15 protein-coding genes are annotated in these 16935 nt (G+C 46.7%); 7 read left to right on the top strand and 8 right to left on the bottom strand.

What is annotated here, in order from left to right:
• The first annotated feature begins 457 nt into the window (after positions 1 to 457).
• The gene (locus QUA36_RS28925; protein WP_333159440.1) at positions 458 to 760 is read left to right on the top strand and encodes a calcium-binding protein; all 303 of its coding nucleotides are present in this window, start codon (positions 458 to 460) and stop codon (positions 758 to 760) included.
• Positions 761 to 796: 36 nt separating this feature from the next.
• The gene (locus QUA36_RS28920; protein WP_333159442.1) at positions 797 to 955 is read left to right on the top strand and encodes a hypothetical protein; all 159 of its coding nucleotides are present in this window, start codon (positions 797 to 799) and stop codon (positions 953 to 955) included.
• 140 nt (positions 956 to 1095) lie between these two features.
• Here the strand turns inward: QUA36_RS28920 and QUA36_RS28915 are convergent, their stop codons facing one another.
• The gene (locus QUA36_RS28915) at positions 1096 to 2055 is read right to left on the bottom strand and encodes a GNAT family N-acetyltransferase (RefSeq protein ID WP_333459896.1); all 960 of its coding nucleotides are present in this window, start codon (positions 2053 to 2055) and stop codon (positions 1096 to 1098) included.
• Positions 2056 to 2809: 754 nt separating this feature from the next.
• Between QUA36_RS28915 and pap the strand changes: the two genes are divergently transcribed.
• Together pap and QUA36_RS28905 are read left to right on the top strand one after the other, a co-directional pair.
• The gene (gene pap, locus QUA36_RS28910; protein WP_333459895.1) at positions 2810 to 4297 is read left to right on the top strand and encodes a polyphosphate:AMP phosphotransferase; all 1488 of its coding nucleotides are present in this window, start codon (positions 2810 to 2812) and stop codon (positions 4295 to 4297) included.
• A 270-nt stretch (positions 4298 to 4567) separates the two neighbouring features.
• Positions 4568 to 5647: a YdcF family protein gene (locus QUA36_RS28905; protein WP_333159449.1), complete on the top strand. Its 1080-nt coding sequence runs from the start codon at positions 4568 to 4570 to the stop codon at positions 5645 to 5647.
• On the opposite strand, the gene QUA36_RS28900 is transcribed toward QUA36_RS28905, so the two are convergent.
• Positions 5644 to 5988: a hypothetical protein gene (locus QUA36_RS28900; protein ID WP_333459894.1), complete on the bottom strand. Its 345-nt coding sequence runs from the start codon at positions 5986 to 5988 to the stop codon at positions 5644 to 5646. The two genes, QUA36_RS28905 and QUA36_RS28900, sit on opposite strands and share 4 nt — an antisense overlap.
• Before the next feature lie 449 nt (positions 5989 to 6437).
• Between QUA36_RS28900 and glsA the strand changes: the two genes are divergently transcribed.
• Positions 6438 to 7364 carry a glutaminase A gene (gene glsA, locus QUA36_RS28895; RefSeq protein WP_333459893.1) on the top strand — a complete coding sequence of 309 codons (927 nt, stop codon included), beginning with the start codon at positions 6438 to 6440 and terminating at the stop codon, positions 7362 to 7364.
• Positions 7365 to 7721: 357 nt separating this feature from the next.
• On the opposite strand, the gene QUA36_RS28890 is transcribed toward glsA, so the two are convergent.
• The 3 genes from QUA36_RS28890 to QUA36_RS28880 form a co-directional block, all read right to left on the bottom strand.
• Positions 7722 to 9536, bottom strand: coding sequence for an adenylate/guanylate cyclase domain-containing protein (locus QUA36_RS28890; protein ID WP_333159455.1), 1815 nt, complete (start codon positions 9534 to 9536; stop codon positions 7722 to 7724).
• Positions 9537 to 9929: 393 nt separating this feature from the next.
• Positions 9930 to 11036, bottom strand: a complete 1107-nt coding sequence (locus QUA36_RS28885; RefSeq protein ID WP_333159457.1) for a FecR domain-containing protein — start codon at positions 11034 to 11036, stop codon at positions 9930 to 9932.
• Between the two features lie 282 nt (positions 11037 to 11318).
• Entirely contained in the window at positions 11319 to 11606 is a 288-nt protein-coding gene (locus QUA36_RS28880) for a hypothetical protein (protein ID WP_333451393.1), read from the bottom strand.
• A 99-nt stretch (positions 11607 to 11705) separates the two neighbouring features.
• On the opposite strand from QUA36_RS28880, the gene petP reads away from it, so the two are divergent.
• Positions 11706 to 11906: a cytochrome b6f subunit PetP gene (petP, locus tag QUA36_RS28875; RefSeq protein ID WP_333054278.1), complete on the top strand. Its 201-nt coding sequence runs from the start codon at positions 11706 to 11708 to the stop codon at positions 11904 to 11906.
• A gap of 240 nt (positions 11907 to 12146) precedes the next feature.
• The gene (locus QUA36_RS28870) at positions 12147 to 13241 is read left to right on the top strand and encodes a Get3/ArsA fold putative tail anchor-mediating ATPase NosAFP (RefSeq protein ID WP_333459892.1); all 1095 of its coding nucleotides are present in this window, start codon (positions 12147 to 12149) and stop codon (positions 13239 to 13241) included.
• 367 nt (positions 13242 to 13608) lie between these two features.
• Here QUA36_RS28870 and QUA36_RS28865 read toward each other — a convergent pair whose 3' ends face one another.
• The 3 genes from QUA36_RS28865 to QUA36_RS28855 all read right to left on the bottom strand — a co-directional run bounded on the left by QUA36_RS28865 (position 13609) and on the right by QUA36_RS28855 (position 16424).
• A complete protein-coding gene (locus tag QUA36_RS28865; protein ID WP_333159463.1) occupies positions 13609 to 13758 on the bottom strand; it encodes a hypothetical protein in 150 nt (49 codons plus the stop codon).
• Positions 13758 to 14072, bottom strand: a complete 315-nt coding sequence (locus QUA36_RS28860; RefSeq protein WP_333459891.1) for a hypothetical protein — start codon at positions 14070 to 14072, stop codon at positions 13758 to 13760. Before QUA36_RS28860 ends, QUA36_RS28865 begins: the two co-directional genes overlap by 1 nt.
• 285 nt (positions 14073 to 14357) lie before the next feature.
• The gene (locus QUA36_RS28855) at positions 14358 to 16424 is read right to left on the bottom strand and encodes an elongation factor G (protein WP_333459890.1); all 2067 of its coding nucleotides are present in this window, start codon (positions 16422 to 16424) and stop codon (positions 14358 to 14360) included.
• Between the last annotated feature and the right edge of the window lie 511 nt (positions 16425 to 16935).

Genomic DNA, 16935 nt, shown 5'->3' with positions numbered 1-16935 from the left:
TTGAATTGCCCATCAAGTGCGATGCCTACGGCTGGCTACGCCTACGCGATTTTTCCTAACTTATTCAGCAAGCCCTAAGTATGTTTTCTTTTCTAAATGTTAGTAATACTTCTCTTTCCGAAATAACACGTTATCTGTTTTCAGTAAAATGTCTTGAACTATTACCTCTTCATAACCCTTAAATTCTGAATCGAATGGTAGTTCTGCTTCAGGATACTCCAGGATTTTTTCTAGGTCAACTTTGACCAGAGATTTTTACTACTTTTAATGTGCTTTTTTGGTGCTTTTCGCTCTTTTTCGGATGAGTAGTTCTCTTTTAACTTTTTCGCTCCATTAGCTTTGACCTCTGGTTTGCCTTGTTCTCCTTTCAGGCGATTGTTTTCGTCTTTTAATCTTTGATTTTCTGACCTTAATTCTCTGGTTTCTGCTTGTAATTGCTCGAATTAGGTTCAGCAATATGGAAACTGTACGACGCAATGAAGGGAATGACATAGTGCTTGGTAGTCAGGGAGATGATTACCTGTTTGGAAACCAGGGATCGGATACTATCTGTGGCGGTGAAAGTAATGATTTCATCAGTGGTAACGAAGCAGCAGATATCCTGGGAGGGTGCGAAGGAAATGATACTCTTTACGGAGGGCTAGATAACGATACTCTCATGGGTGGGAAAGGCTCTGATATTCTTTACGGAGACTTGGGGAATGATAGTTTGATTGGCGGTAGCGGCAACGATATCTTTGCCTTAAAAGCTGGTCAATGATTTGATATTATCGCTGATTTTACCATCGGTCAAGACTTGATTGGATTAAGCGGAGGTTTGAGTTTTGGTCAGTTAGCAATCACTCAAAATACTCAGGGAACTCTCATCAAAAATGTCTTGACAGGAGAGGAGTTAGGTGTGATGATTGGAGTGAGTGCCAATGCGATTACATCCGCTAATTTCCGGTTGATTTAGGAAAGGAAGGAAAGTGCGAGATCCCCTTGAGTAAAAAAGAGATCTCGCATCAAAACCAAAGAAACCGGGTTTTTAACCGAATTTGCAGGCTGTAACGCAGTATTTTCGCAAAAACCCGGTTTCTGACCACCCTAACGAATTTACGCTGTCTTAGCCCACTCGATCCAAGTTTCCATCGGGCGAAAACCCACTGATTTGTAAAGCTTTGTGGCCCCCGTCAAACTGTCAGCATCGACGCTGAGTTTAGCAGTATTTGCACCCGCCGCTTTTAAGGAGTGCAAACCCGCCAGCAGCATCGCTTTTCCTAAACCCATTTTCCGAAAGTCGCGCCGCGTACCCAACAATTCAATCCAACCGTCTTTTGTGCCGCTGCGGGCGTTTTTTTGGGGTTTGATTTGACAGTCGCAGAAAGCTGCAAATTTGCGATCGCCCGAAACAGCAATTAAGTCTAATTCTGGCTGATAATTGGCGTCTTGCATCCAATAACGCACGGTTTCGGCAGTTAAATCGTGGTGATTCCAGTGATCGATAAATGACTGGTTGAACATCTCTACCCAAGGTTGGATGTCTGCTTCTCCTGATACGTGTGTTAGGGCAAAATCTGCGGGAAATTCCGGTGTGGGTATGGGTTCAGCGAGGGATCGGGTCATTGTCCAAAAATAGCGATCGACCTCAAAGCCCTGTTTTCGTAACAGCCGCATTTCATCTGTTTTATCCTCCCGGCTGTAGGTACGCAATTTCGCGGGCAAATTCCGTTCTTTTCCTACTTCGCCCAGCCGCTTTTCGCCCCACTTAATTATGTCTTTTTCTAAACCTTCGCCGCGCAGGTTTGGATGCACGTAAAACCAGAGACAAGCGTCTATTTTCTCTGGCGAATCTGGCATATCTAGGAGTGCTAAACCGATTAGTTTGTAATTACCATCTTCCCACAACTGCACGTCGCGGGCTTGGTCGAGTTTGGGTGCATCAAGTATTAGCTTGAGTTCAGTTGCTGAGACTTCTTCGCCGAGTCGATCGACTGCTTCGCAAGCATCGATTAAATTTGCGATCGCGCACCAGTCAGTTTCGCCCTTGTAGAAGCGCGTTGTCAAGATATTCATAGAAAACTTGCAATCCGTAATTTCGGACTGTTCCTCTTAATTGGTATGGGCAAACAAGTACAGTAATTCAGACATTTTGCACAAATGTCAGTAACAGGCTTTCCGGCCTGTTCCACAAGAAATAAATACTCTTGTGGGGCGGGCACGCGAGCCCGCACCTAAACTGTTTTTAGTATTTGAGAATGGTGTCGATAAAACTCAGAAACCTGTTTATATCACCCAGGCTTTCAGGTTTTATCTCATAGCGCAATCATAAAAATTGGTTTGCCTTTTTGGGCTAGTTTTGTATGTGAGTCTCAGACTGGAGGAGCGCCCAATGTTCGCAAGCAGCCTCCTCAAAGTTATCAAAGCTGGTGCTTGACTAACTGTTGTTTAAATAAATTGGATGAAGCTAAGTAAAGAAGTTGTCACCCCCACTGGGTAGTTGGTTTTTACTTTTGCTCTGTCTTACAATAAATCCTGTTTCAGGGATTTGTTGCTCCTCTTGTTAACTCGCCCGCTTGGGGGAGGGTAGAAGTTGAACCTATTAAAAAGTTGCCTATTTCAACTATAACCGCTACGTTTCTTTTTTGCAAGTTTAATGTAATAGGATTTCTGTTACTATTAACGAGAGCTTGGATTCTGCCGAAGCACCGCGCTTTTAACCGGCCGTAACTTTAGTTTTTATAACGTTTTTTCCCGGTTTTAGGATTTAATTTTATCCAAACGTTAAACTAACGTTAAACTGTTTTTTACAGATTAATATGAGGTAAATATGCTCGACCACCTCGATTTAGATATTTCCCTGGATAAAGAAACCTATGATGCCAAGATAGAAATTTTAATGCAACAGTTGCGATCGCTCCAACTGGCCTGCAGGGAAAAAAAATTGCCTGCAATCATCGTCCTCGAAGGCTGGGCCGCCGCCGGTAAAGGCGCGCTGGTCAAAAAAATGGTGGGGTACATGGACCCGCGGGGGTTTGCCGTCCACCCGATTTGGCCGCCGTCAGATGCAGAAATGGGCTATCCTTTCCTGTGGCGGTTTTGGCAGAAACTTCCTGCCCGTGGCAAAATTAGTTTTTTCTACCACAGTTGGTACACTCACATTTTAGAAGACCGATTGTTCGATCGAGTCTCCGACGCAGAAGTACCGACAGTTATCCGGCAAATCAACGCCTTCGAGCGGCAGATGGTTGATGACGGCGCAGCAATTGCCAAATTTTGGATTCACTTGAGCAAAAAAGAACTCAAGCATCGGCTCAAAAAACTAGAAGACGACACCTTACAAGCTTGGCGAGTGCGGCCCGAAGATTGGAAACAAGCCAAAAAATACCAAGAATACACAAATTTGGCAGAAGAAATGATAGCCCAAACCGGCACGGGCCGCGCACCTTGGACGCTAGTAGAAGGCGATTGTGAACGGTGGGCGAGAGTCAAAGTTTTAACGCAAATGGCAGCGACAATTACAGAAGCATTGGACAGACTGCCGACGCAATCTGCACCCGTAGAATTGCCGCCTCAAGAAAGCTTGCAACCCACCGAACCCGACTTGCTGGCCCAAGTAGATTTAACTCAATCGCTGTCGCCCGACGAATACAAACAGCAACTTCGCGAGGAACAAACCCGTTTTGGGAAACTGCAACAAAGCATCTACGAAGAGGAAATCCCCGTATTAGTGCTGTTTGAAGGTTGGGACGCCGCCGGTAAAGGAGGAGCAATCAAACGCTTGACCGACATATTAGACCCCCGCAGTTACATAGTTAATGCCTTTGCGGCGCCGACAGATGAAGAAAAAGCGCATCACTACCTCTGGCGGTTCTGGCAGCGGCTGCCAACGGCTGGTAAAATCAGCATTTGCGATCGCAGTTGGTATGGTAGAGTGCTGGTCGAGCGAGTCGAAGGATTTGCCACCGAACCCGAGTGGCGCCGAGCTTATCAGGAAATTAACGAATTTGAGGAGCAACTCACCAGTTTCGGTTGTGTCTTAGTTAAATTCTGGCTGCACATCAGTCCTGACGAGCAACTAAAGCGGTTTACAGAGCGACAAAACAATCCATTTAAACAATACAAACTCACCGAGGAAGATTGGCGGAATCGCCAAAAGTGGAATTATTATGAAGTGGCGGTGAATCAAATGATTCAGCGCACCAGCACGCCGCTTGCTCCCTGGACGCTAATTGCGGCCAATAACAAGTATTATGCTCGTGTTAAAGTAATTCAAACGGTAACGCAGGCAATTCGGAATCAACTGAAGCGCCGATAAATTGGGATTGGTGAATCGGTAACAGGTAATGGGGAAAAAAATAGGCAGAACAAAGCAGGGTTGAATTGTCAATTCCACCTGCGGCGTGCTCGCTCCATTACCAATTACCAATCAACTATTACCAGTTATCAATTACCAATTAACTGTCAGCAATCTGTGACTGGAAGTAGCGGGTTTCACCCTGCAACCAATGGTTGATAGCTGACAGGAAGCGAGCATTAGGATAAATGCGATCGGACTGCGTTATTCGCGAAAGTTAAAAACCCACCGATGCCCGTATTTCCTCCCGCAGCTAAATTCGCGCTCGTTTCCAAAACTTCTGTACTAATTTATGAAGACACAGAATATTGCAAGATGCCAGAACTATTAGCTCGCATTCTATTTCTATTCCTCCTGTTCTCATTGATCAAATCGTGGTGGGATCAATCAGGGGGCAAAGACAATCCGTTATTAGACCGGCTGCGCGTTTTGCTACTGATCAGCCTTTTGATCCTAGCTTTTTTTGCGCCAGACACCCCGGTCGGAGCAGCGATTTTCGGCCTAATAGCCTTCTTCTTTAAGCCGCTGGGTTTTTCCATCACTCTGCTGGTGATTGCATCGGCGCTGATCACGAATGGAGGCATCCGCAACCCGGCGCCGAGAATGATCCTGGCAGCGCTGCTAGTTTTGATCCTTTCGAGTATGCCAGTTGTCGCTTACTGGTTCGCCGAACAAGCAGAACGGGACGCCGCTGCCGCCGTCCGCACAGCTTGCTGCGATGAAACTGCTGCGGCGATAGTTCTCCTGGGCAAGGGAACCACTCAGCCCCACATCCCCAACCGAGTAGCGATTCAACTGACAGATACAGGCAATCGCCTGCCCTATGCTGCCGTTTTGTACCGCCAAAAAGTGGCACCGATGGTCATCGTTACCGCTGGCCCTAGACCAGAATTGGAGGGTTATGTTGGCGAAGCGAAGGATATCGAGACTTTGCTGGCAAACAACATGGGCGTGCCGCGCAGCAGTATCGTTCTCGACGATAACGGCAGCAACATACGCACCAGCGCCCAAGAGGTGAGAAAGATACTCGACAGCCGTGGCGCCCCGCGCAAAGTCATCCTGGTAACATCTGCGATTCAGATGCGCCGTGCCAGCCTCGCTTTTGCCAATATGGGAATCCAGGTGATTCCTAGGGCTACCGACTTCTACACTTTTCAACCCACATCAGGAGGGAAATCCAGTAGACTCCGCTTAGACGCGGGAGATTTTTTGCCTAGTGCAGAAGCTTTGGTAACTACGACGCGAGTATTCGATGAATATTTCGGGTCTTTCTATTACTATTTGCGCGGCTGGCAGGCTCCCAGGGCCTAAAGTGGCAAGTTGCTGGTGTTTTTCTTAGCCAACAGCGACTGCTCCCCAGATTGGTTTAAAATCTGATGAGAATGAGACCTTTGTGGGGAGCTGTATTTTTTTCTCATTCCGGCGGGGTCGCCGACAATCAAGTTTGCCATAAATGCAAACAATACCCAAAAGATAACTGGCTCCCACGGGGATTTCGTGGGCTTTGCTGGTGGGTTTGTGACTGATTCAACGTTGACTTTGATATCTAGTTTGCCTTCAATTTCTTTGCCTTTGAGAACCCCGTCGTTGCACACACCCTTAAAAATCATGGGAGCGGGCTTTGGTGCTTCTGCTTTCGCTTCATCTGGCATTTTTTTATCCTGGTTTTGGTGAATCCGGTTGGATAGTACATTCTTAAAGGTTCGGGGGTTTTCCGGACAGGATTTCGCGAACTCTGAAAGAATTAAGTTAAATATGCACCCCGCCCCTTGCTGGGGCTTAAATATAAGAATCTGAAGGCATTTCCAGCTAGTGCTTGTTTGTTTTGGCTAGCAGCGTTGCCTTGAAGCTGCTACTTATATATCGGGGTGAAGGGGAGATTTTTATGCAAAGTACAGGTTTTTTATGAAAAATTTATTTGCTACCGGAGGGCCGAAACGTCAATAGCCTGAAGTTCGAGCTTGGTTTATCTCCCCGAAGAAACCCAGTTTCTTTCCGCAGCGGGCCCAAGTGACGCAATTCGGTTAATAAACGGGGTTTCTGGCTCACTATTGCGCCAGGAATGCCAATCTAAAATTTAAAGTGATAGAAATAATCGAGAGTGAAAATCTCCAGCAGCCAACTATCTTCCTTGCAACCGGAACAACTGGAAGCTTGGGCAAAAGAGGCAATTAATCGCAGTAAGTCTGGTCAAATCCCTGGGTACATACCTCTCCTAGCGCAAGCTGACAGACAAGGGTTTGCAGTGCAAATTCGGGCAATTGACGGTCAATTTTTGAGCTGGGGTAGTATTCCTCAAACATTCCCGCTGATGAGTGTAGTCAAGCCTTTTGTGCTGCTTTATTTGCTGTGCGAATTGGGCGAAAAAAGGGTATTTGACTGCGTTGGCTGCGAGCCTTCGCAACTGCCTTTCAATTCCCTAGCTCAACTCGAAATAGACCAAGGGAAGCCGAGAAACCCGATGATTAATAGCGGGGCGATCGCCCTAGCGTCTTTGATTCCCGGTGAAAATGCTGTGTCGCGCTGTCAAAACTTGCTCGATTGGCTGAATCAACAGGCAAACAGTCAGTTATTTGTTGACGAGTTAATGCTCGATTCAGTGAAGACAAATCCGAATCAAAATAATTGGAATCTCGCCTTGAAAATGGTAGAATCGGGTTGTATGCAAAATGCAGAAATTGCTTTAGAAACCTACAATCGCGTCTGCTGTTTTTCGGGAACTGTGGAGGATTTAGCTAAGCTGGGAATGGTTTTGGTAAATAGTGGCGATCGACAAATCGGCGAAAACAGCCGTACAGTCAAAGCACTGATGGCAACTTGCGGTTTGTACGAAGCATCCGCCCGCTTTGCGCTGCGGGTGGGGTTGCCGACCAAGTCGGGAGTTAGCGGGGCAATGCTGTCGGTAATTCCGGGTCAAGGTGCGATCGGCTTTTACAGTCCGCCCCTGGATAAAGACGGAAATTCTATCGGTGGCTTATTTCTGTTAGAAAAAATAGCTAAAACTTTGCGGCTCAGCGTATTTGATTAGATTGGGAATTGGGAATTGGTCATTGGTCATTGGTCATTGGTCATTTGGAAACAATATAATTCCGTAGGGTCGGGTTTTACGACAATATCTAATCAGTAAAAACCAGCTTTATAAACCCGCCCCCACACCGCTAATAATCTACATCAACCAACACGGGCGATCGCCTGAAAAAATGTATATTTCGATTTACCGTGGGGCGACGGCGGGTTTTTGAGATTATTTGTTTGAGGCGTATATTCTCGAAAAACCCGCCCCTACAACCAATATTTTAATTCCCCAGTATGAAGTAATTGGGCCTAATTAACAAGACATAATATCACAACTAATGCCCCATGCCCCATGCCCCATGCCCGATAACTAATGCTTTTCGCCCAAAATAGCATAAACCACAGTCTCTTCTTTTTTGCCGCGCAATTGAATAGATCCAACTTTTTGGCCTTCGTAGCGATCGCGCACGTAAGAAAAAGTCCTCGCCGTCACCAACAAATTAAAAGGACTGTCAGAAACAATTTCCTTATTCATCGCCTCCAATCTAGCAGCAACGTTGACAGCATCGCCGATCACAGAATAATTCAAACGCCGGGAACCGCCCACGCTGCCAGCAACTAACTGCCCGGTATGCAAACCGATGCCAAACTTAATTAAAGGTTTGTGTTCACTTCTAAGCTGCTGATTAAGTTGGTGCAGCCGTTCGTGCATCGCAATACAAGCCGCAACTGCATTCAAAGCATCTTGTTGAATTTCTGCATATTCGGTATGACAAAAAGGCACTCCAAAAACTGCCATAATTGCATCACCGATGTATTTATCTACAACGCCACCGTGATCCATAATACAGTCAGTCATCGCTTCCAAATAATTGTTCAACCAGGTGAGTAAATCTCGCGGTCGCATTTTTTCGGAAATCGAAGTAAAACTACGAATATCCATAAACAGCACCGTTGCTGTAAGTTCTTGAGGTTCCAGTTCTCCCTGTTCAAATATCTCAGCTTTGCGTTGCCAAATAAGCTGAGCAGTCTCTGGATCGACGTGCTTTTCAAATAACCTCATCAACTGCTGCTTTTCGTACTGTTCCCGCAGTTGCAAAGCAGTGCCAGATAAAATGAGGGTGCCGATAGGCGCGGCAATCGGCACCCACCAAAAAAAGAAGCCAAATAACAAAGCTGCAGCCCCAATCCAAATTATAGGCAAACCGAGAGCGATCGCAATTCTCTCTTTAACACCTCGGTTGCCCAGAACCAAAGCGGTAAGCGGGCCAATCCCCAACAATAACAAAATTTCTAGCAGTACCGGCAGCCGCCGTAGCAAGCGTTGATTGAGCAAATTGTCAACCAATGCTGCATATAAATAAACCCCAGCCGTAGTCTTGTTGAGAGGTGAAGATATCGGATCGAAACCGGTAGCAACTATGCCCACTAAAACTAACTTATTGGTCAGAGCATCTGGGGGAATTCTGCCTTCTACGACATCAACAAAAGCATAGGTAGATAGATTTTCTGTTTTACCCGGCCAGTTAATCCAAACTTTTTTTGCCTGCTTATTTTTTGACTTTGGAAGCAATACTGGATCTTGGGGATTAGCAGCATTGTACCTGTGAGTCATTGCTAAACCGAAATTAGGAATCCCGTTGAGAAAGATTTTTGACTCGCGGGTAATACCGTCGCTATCAGCTTCTTGGCCGATGTGGCCGACACCTGCGGCGGCTGCTTTTAAAGATGCTACGGGTTCTTCTTTGATGGTGCTGGCGAGTACAACTTTGCCGTTAGCAGCGATTGCAGTGGCTAAAATATCATCTTTCGGACTGGGATCGAGGAAAAGAATGTCAAAACCAACTGCTGTAGGGGGAGATTTTTTCAGCGATTCTAGGAGTTGGGCGTAGCGGTTGCGGGGCCAAGGAAATTGACCGTATTCTTGCAAGGAATTCGGTTCGATCGCAATTACCACAATTCTCTGATCCCATCCGGGATTTGGCAAAATTCCCGATTCTCGAATTTGAAATAGCGTTTTGTATCCCAAATATTCAAGGGGTTTCCACATTCCCAATTGCAGCATGGCGACAGACATTATACCTACTACTGCCCCTGTTATCCAGGGAGGGTTTGTTGCTATATATTGCCGGAGGCCGATTAGTTGATTGTGTTTTAGATAATCAATCCATTCTTTGAACTTCATGCAATTAATTTGACGCAATAATTCACATTCGAGTCCGAACTTCGAGAGGAGTGAGAGTCAATCGATTTTAGATTTTAGATTTTAGATGTTAGATTTTAGGGGCGACCCCACGGATAAATTCGGCGACTTTTTTATCGGATACAGGTTTTTTATTTCTGGGTTCTGAGTCTGCGAAGGAATGAATCCGGGGGCTTGTATCCTGGATGCTTTCGGTCATGAAGTTTTACAATACCGTAAGGGCGAAGGGTGGGGGCAAAATTGATTTATTTTGACTCCCGATATTCACCGCAAAATGCTTCGCACCTACACAAAATAATCAACCCAGAAAGGACTTAGGATCTAACTCACGTCCTCAGAGACTGCCCGCGTATATTACTCGCGACGATAGGTTGTTTAGCGAACTGCGAAGCTGTAATGCCTTTCTGTGACTGACGGGCCTCGCACTACGATTTTGAGGCGACGGCTTGGAGGTAAAATTCCTTGGATTTTGAAGTTACCATTTCGATCGATCTTAATTTCTTCGTTGTTGACATAAACCGTGTCGATCGGGTTAATTTGAGCGCTGAGGCGATAGATATTGCCGCTGAGTCTCAACAACCTGCGGACTTTGAGTTGAGCTAGGCGAGGACTCGCGGAGGGCACCACGGGCGAGGTTTGAGGGAAAATTGTCGTGGCGTTGCCGCTGTTGACAACTACTTCCGAGTCGGTGTTGTCCGATACTACTACTGCACCTTCAATGGTTTCGACTGCGGTTTTGCCGCCACCGACGCTGACGCCAAAGGATGTGCCGCGAACTCCGGCAACACCTTCTGGGGTTTCAACCCTGACTGGGGCAGTTTTGGCAGAACGGGTTTTTTGGGCAATTTGACTGGATTTGCCGAGTCCGCTGAAGGTATTGAGGGCTGCTATTTGGTTCGGCGGGATAATTGTTGAGGTGTTGGCTGCGGGAGTTGCAGCAGCAGTTTTGCCGATCGACAACCTGACTCGCCCCCTGCTGACAAAAATCGCTGTGTCTTTTTCGCCACCTGCACTGCTTGACAAATTGGATATTCTGACTGCGGTTTTTTCGCCAACTTCCACGGTGCCAACGTTATTGTCGATGCCTAAACGGGCTGTGGAATTGCGGCCGGTGATGATTTCGTCTCCGGGGGCAAGTAGCCGATCGCCCACGACCGCTGGCCGCCCTTTAAAACTGACTGTACCGCGAATTTCTTCTATTTCGAGCGATCGCCCCGTCGCTGTTCCCTGAGCCTTTATCGTCTCTGCTGGGGATGGATTCGCTGCCACTGTTGCCGGATTTTTGGGAGATTTTGAGCCTATTGGCAATGCTGGCGGTCGATCGACTGAGACAATTTTAGTAGTGTTGGACGGCTGTTGGGGGGATCGAGAGAGCGGACTGGCGATCGTCCCACGAAAGGGCGACAGACTCGCCAGTACAGCCAAGGACAAACTTAGGAGGGGAATTTTGGTCGATCGCCCACACGTAAAAATTTTATTCATAATTTCAATTTTCTCATATTGAAGTTCCTCGACTTCATTTCCTGTATCAGACGGCATACATCCGGAAATCGTTCCATTTTTTATGCCGTAAAAAAGCCGCAAAAATAAACTTTATCAGCCTGAAAGTTTAGCATTAAAACTTTTTTTTAGGGTCATATTTTAGTAAACTGTTACAACATGGCAGTTTCCTAAACTCTGACCTTCGGAATTTTGTGCCAAGCTGACTCAAAGTGTTCTGCAGCATCAACTTTCGCCGATGTCAACGTTAGAGAGCGCAGATTTCTATATAGCAAACATAAAATTAATTACTGCCTGTGAATGCCTTTTGGCTTCTGCCGGAAGGATGACTAATTGGGGATAAATTGTGTAGTTGTGGCAATTAATGAAAAGATGCTTTTTGCGAAGCAATAAAAAATAATTATCTAAGTGGTGAACAGCCTCTGCCAGTGGAGCTTGCCGCTGTGAAACCTTATGAAGCAAACCCAAGCGAATCAGGGTAGACGATCGACGCACTCCGACTAGAATACCGTCTTTTAGGGAAAGTTGGTGGAAATTTCGATGGAAAATCATAGGGAGCGATCGCCTGCGGGTGTTGCTGTTCCGAAGTAGACGCCAAACTGTAAAATAAACGGTTGTATATAGGTTATATAGAGCAGGAGAACAATTTCAGTGGCAATAGAAGTAGGTCAGAGAGTTAAGGTGCGCCGTCTCAGAGATCGGATACCTGCAAATATGGTGGGCAAGATAAAGGAGAATCCAGTAGGCACTGTTGACGGATTCAGAATGGTTGACGGTAGCGGAGTAGGCGTGGTTGTCAAGTTTGACGGTTTTGCGACTTGGTTCTTTGAAGATGAGCTAGAACCCGTTTAACAGATGTAGAAGGAAGAGGGGCACGACACGGATTCGGACAGGGATACACGGATTGAATTTAACTGTGTTTCCTTTCGTCTCCTACTCTCCCCCTCTCCCACTCTCCCCCTCTTCCCCTCTCCCCCTCTCCCACTCTCCCACTCGCCGACTCTCCTCTTCCTCCACTCTCCCCCCTCCCCCACTCTCGCTGAAGGTTGCGCTTAAATGTTAAAGAGTAAGCTTTGGCAGTGAGAACAGAAAATGGCTTTGATTTTGACATTTTTGGGCAAAGGCGGCACTGGCCGCAGTACGATCGCGATCGCAACAGCTAAAAAATACGCGGCTCAAGGCAAGCGAGTTCTGCTGCTCGGCCAAGATCCGGGCCCTGCATTGGGCATCCTGCTAGGAACTCCCCTGACTCTCAGCCCCCAGGAAATCGCCCCCAACCTCAAAGCAGTTCAGGTGCAAAGCGCGCCGCTGCTAGAACGCAGGTGGGACGAAATTAAACAACTAGAAGCTCAATATGTCCGTACTCCCTTTTTCAAGCAGATTTACGGTCAAGAATTAGGGGTGTTGCCGGGAATGGACAGCGCGCTGGCGTTGAACGAACTTCGGGAATACGAGGACAGCAAACAATACGATGTAATTGTTTATGACGGCAATGGCGGCATGGATACGCTGCGGATGCTGGGAATGCCGGAAATTCTGAGTTGGTACATCCGCAGGTTCCGCCAAGCTTTGGTAGATTCGGATTTGGGGAAAGCGCTTTCACCTTTTATTCAACCGGTTGTCAGTACGGTGTTGACGGTGGATTTGTCGGGAGACAATGCTTTTCAATCTACTAAGCAAGTCGATAATCTTTTGGATAAGGGTAAGGAAGCGCTGGCAGATCCGAACCGCACGGCGGCTTTTTTGGTGACGACTGGGGATGCAAGTGCGATCGCAACTGCTCGTTATCTTTGGGGAAGTTCTCAACAAGTTAGTTTGACTGTGGGCGGTGTCATTGTTAATCAAGCACCGGTTACAGAAGCTATTACTGGCGATTTTGATCCTTTGACGGCTGTTTCGGTTCCGGCGCACAGTGACAATAATTGGCAGCCGCTAATTGATGCTTTGCCAGATTTTTCGGAGGCGGCAAAAGCTCCTAAACCGATTAACATAAACATTGCACAGCGTCAAGTTAGTTTGTTTTTGCCTGGGTTTGACAAGAAAGAAATTAAATTGATTCAATCCGGGCCGGAAGTGACGATCGAAGCGGGCGATCAGCGGCGCAATATTTTGCTGCCTCCGGCGCTAACTGGAAAGTCTGTTACTGGTGCTAAGTTCCTAAACGGTTACTTGATTATTTCTTTTTAGGGTAAGGAAGAAGGCACTCTAAGAGATTTTGACACGGAGACACGGATGAATTATCGAGTTCTCTAATATCCTGTGTTGTTGATTCGCGATCGTATAATTTGTGCGATCGTAGTGGCGGGTTTCACAAACCAGAATCGCTGAGAAAAAACAATCTCGAAAACCCGCCCCCACCCAACGAACAATCGAAATGTACATTCAGATTGGCCGTGGGGCGGGGGCGGGTTTATTTATCCTTTGAATGATTGCCAATATTTCTGGTGAAACCAGCCCCTACGAACGACGGAATTGATATCATTTACAATACAATATTATTAGCAGCCAATTTGGGGAAACAGTAATGGTTACACAACAGCAATCTCCCGACAAATCAAATATTATCTACCCGGATGACGTGGTTGCCGTAGCGATTTAACAAGATTCCGATTAATGTTGAGTAATCGCCAACTCCAGTATTTGCAAGCAGTTCATCGGCTAGAGAAACGAATTTAGATGGCATTAATGCCCGAACTTGTGCCATTAAAATTGCTCCTCTTCATCATCTAAATTTTCTTTTGCTTTTTTTCCTTTTGCTTTCTTTTCGTAAGTAATTTCGCTAACAACTTGATTGACCATCATCAGACCCAGAATTGCAGATTCTACGCCGTTAAGCGCTTGAGTAAGGGCATTTTGACCTTCTGATGTATTTGAAAGTTGAGAGTTCTGATTTAAGCGTCTTTCCAAATTATCCAAAAAGGTAATTGCTTGATTGATTTCGTCAAGGTTACAAAAATCACTACCCTCCTCTATTTCTACAGTTTCAGCGGTTCTTGTGCGGATGTATTCAATTGTCATTAGTTTTGCTCCTTGTTTACACCGTAAAGATTAAAAAACTGAGCTTTCGGAGCGGTTTTAAAGCGCCCTTTTGATGCAGCACACATTGGCTATAGCAGGTTTGCACTACGACCAATGATGAGCAGTTCTCCGATGAGGCACAAACTTTGCTGGAACAAGAACGATCGCGATCACAAGCTTTAGAATTAAGACTCCGAGAAATGGGAATCGACCCCAATGAATTGTAATTGCAACTCGTGCAAAAACCCGGTTTATTCAAGAAACCGGGTTTTTTAAGACAATTACCTAACTTTTGCCGTTACCATTCCCATTGCCGCCAGTCGTTAGCAAAACCCGCTTAGCTAAAGGTTCCGGCACTTCTTGCAATCGATCGAACTCCCAATTAAAAAATCCGACTCCCATGGTCTGCGATCGCAATTCTACGATCAAATTCTGCATTTCTGCGATCGGCAAATAAGCAGAAACTGCATCCCATCCCTTCCAGCCTTTTTTACCTTCGTAGCCGAGAATTTGGCCGCGGTGTCCGCTGACCAACTGCAACACCTTTGATGTACACTCGTTCGGAGCGCAAATTTCAACTTTGGCGATCGGCTCCAGCAATGCCGGTTCGCACTTGGCCATTCCCTCCTGCATCGCCAAACGCGCCGCTTGCTTGAAAGCTTGTTCGGAACTGTCCACAGAATGGTAGGAACCGTTAGTCAGCGTCACCGCTACGTCTACCACCGGGAAACCCAGCGGGCCGCGATCCAAATATTCGCGCACTCCCACTTCCACGCCGGGAATGTACTGTTTTGGGACGACGCCGCCGACTATTTTGTCGGTGAAATTGAAGCCTTCTCCTCGTGGCTGCGGTTGAATGTCGAGGTACACGTCGCCAAACTGTCCGTGTCCCCCGCTTTGGTGTTTGTAGCGCCCGTGGATGGAAGATGCTGGTTTGCGGATGGTTTCTTTGTAGGGCACTTGCGGTAAGTGAGTTACCATCGGCAAGTTATACTTGCGGCGCAACCTTTCTAAGGCTACTTTCAGGTGGATTTCGCCTTGACCCCAAAGTATAATTTCGTGAGTGTCGCCGTGCTGTTCCCAGACTAAAGATGGGTCTTCTTCTAGCAATTTAGCTAAAGCCGAGCTCAGCTTAACTTCATCGTTGCGCTTTTCTGGGACGATCGCCAGTGCGTAGACAGGCGGGATGATTTCGGCTTTTGGCAATTCGGACGATCGGTCTTGCGCCAGGGTATCGCCTGTTTTCAAGCCTTCTAGCCTTCCCAAAGCCACAATTTCCCCCGCGCTGACAGACTGCAAACTTTGCGTTTGCTGACCGGTCAAGCGGTACAAACCGTTAACTCGAACGCCGTTCAAAATTGCTCCGTCTGCCAGCGTTCCCCGCCACATTCTCACTAACGATAGTTTGCCTCCCTGCGGTGTGTAATAGGTTTTGAGGATTTGAGCCAGAACTTTGTTTTCACTTTGTATAATGCCGCGGCGATCGGCTGTAGTTTCCGGTGTCGGCGCTTCCCTCAGCAAAGCTTCCAGCAGAGGCCGCACGCCGAAATCTTGTTCGGCGATGCCGATGAATACTGGCACAATTAAATCTGCGCCTAATTCCATCTTTAAATCGCGGGTAATTTCTTCGGCGTCGGGATTGATTTCTTCGAGCAATTCTTCGAGTAAATGGTCGTCAAAATTCGCCAATTCTTCGAGCATTTGCTGCCGCGCTGCGCTTTCTTCTGCTTTGAGGTGTTCTGGAAGCGGGACGGGATCTGCGGCGGCGCCCGGATGGTAGTGGTAAGCTTGTTCGGTTACTAAGTCGATAAAACCGATGATTTGTTCGTTTTTGCCGATCGGATATTGGTGAGGTACGATCGGTCTACTGGAAACGGATTTGAGCGCGTCGATCACATCGGTGAAGTTGGTGCCACAAGTAGTTTCGTCTGTGTAAGCCCGATCGATCTTGTTGATGAAAACTAGGTGGGGAATTTCCCAATCGTCGAGGAATTTAAACAGGGGTGCGAGGGTTAAAGTGCGATCGGCAACGGGTTCGCAAACAATTATCGCCGCATCCACACCAATCAGCGCGTTGTAAGTTTCTTGGGCAAATTCTACCGAACCCGGACAGTCGAGAAATGTGAAGCGGACGCCTTGATATTCAGCGGTGGCGGCGTTTACTTCTACGCTCATTTGGCGATCGCGCGCTTCCGGCGAACTATCACCTATTGTGTTGCCATCTTTGACATTTCCTTTGCGGGTAATTGTCCCTGTCACCGATAGCAAACTTTCGAGCAGTGCGGTTTTACCGCTTAAATAAGGGCCAACAATTGCAACGTTCCGCGTGGCCCCAATGACATTTTCGTTCATATCTTTGCCTCCAAGACAAAGTGAAGGGGAAGGGGAAGGAGAAGATGATAATTTAGGAAAAAAACTTGTGTTTGCCGGTTTCTCCCATTTCTTCCCTTGTGAATGTGAAAACTTTTATTTGGCGATGTTCTTAGTTTAAGCTTAAACTGCGACACTAATTCATTAATTAGTGTGAACTATTAAGTATTTTTGTAAATCACTTTGAGTCGCGGGTAGCCCGAAACCGGGTTTTTTCTAGTCTTAATGCGTCCTAAACAGGATCCAATCTGTAGGGGCGGGTTCGCCAACAATTCACGATAAAAACGAATAATATAATAAACCCGCCCTCCCCCACAAACAATAAAAACGTACCAAAAATTTATCGATAAAATGTTCATATAAACAATCGCGGGGACAGGGCGGGTTTATGAAATTGTCTGTCAGTTTCATAGATGGTTGGTGAACCCGCCCCTTGTATCTTAAAAGAGTCAGGCGCTCAAACCGTAGACCGCAGGCTATAGAACCGCAGGCA

Origin of the sequence: Microcoleus sp. Pol10D4, from assembly GCF_036701555.1 — a bacterium.
Taxonomy (GTDB): Bacteria; Cyanobacteriota; Cyanobacteriia; order Cyanobacteriales; family Microcoleaceae; genus Microcoleus.
Note: the sequence above shows the minus strand (reverse complement) of the source record. Positions and strands in the feature narration are given on the sequence as shown.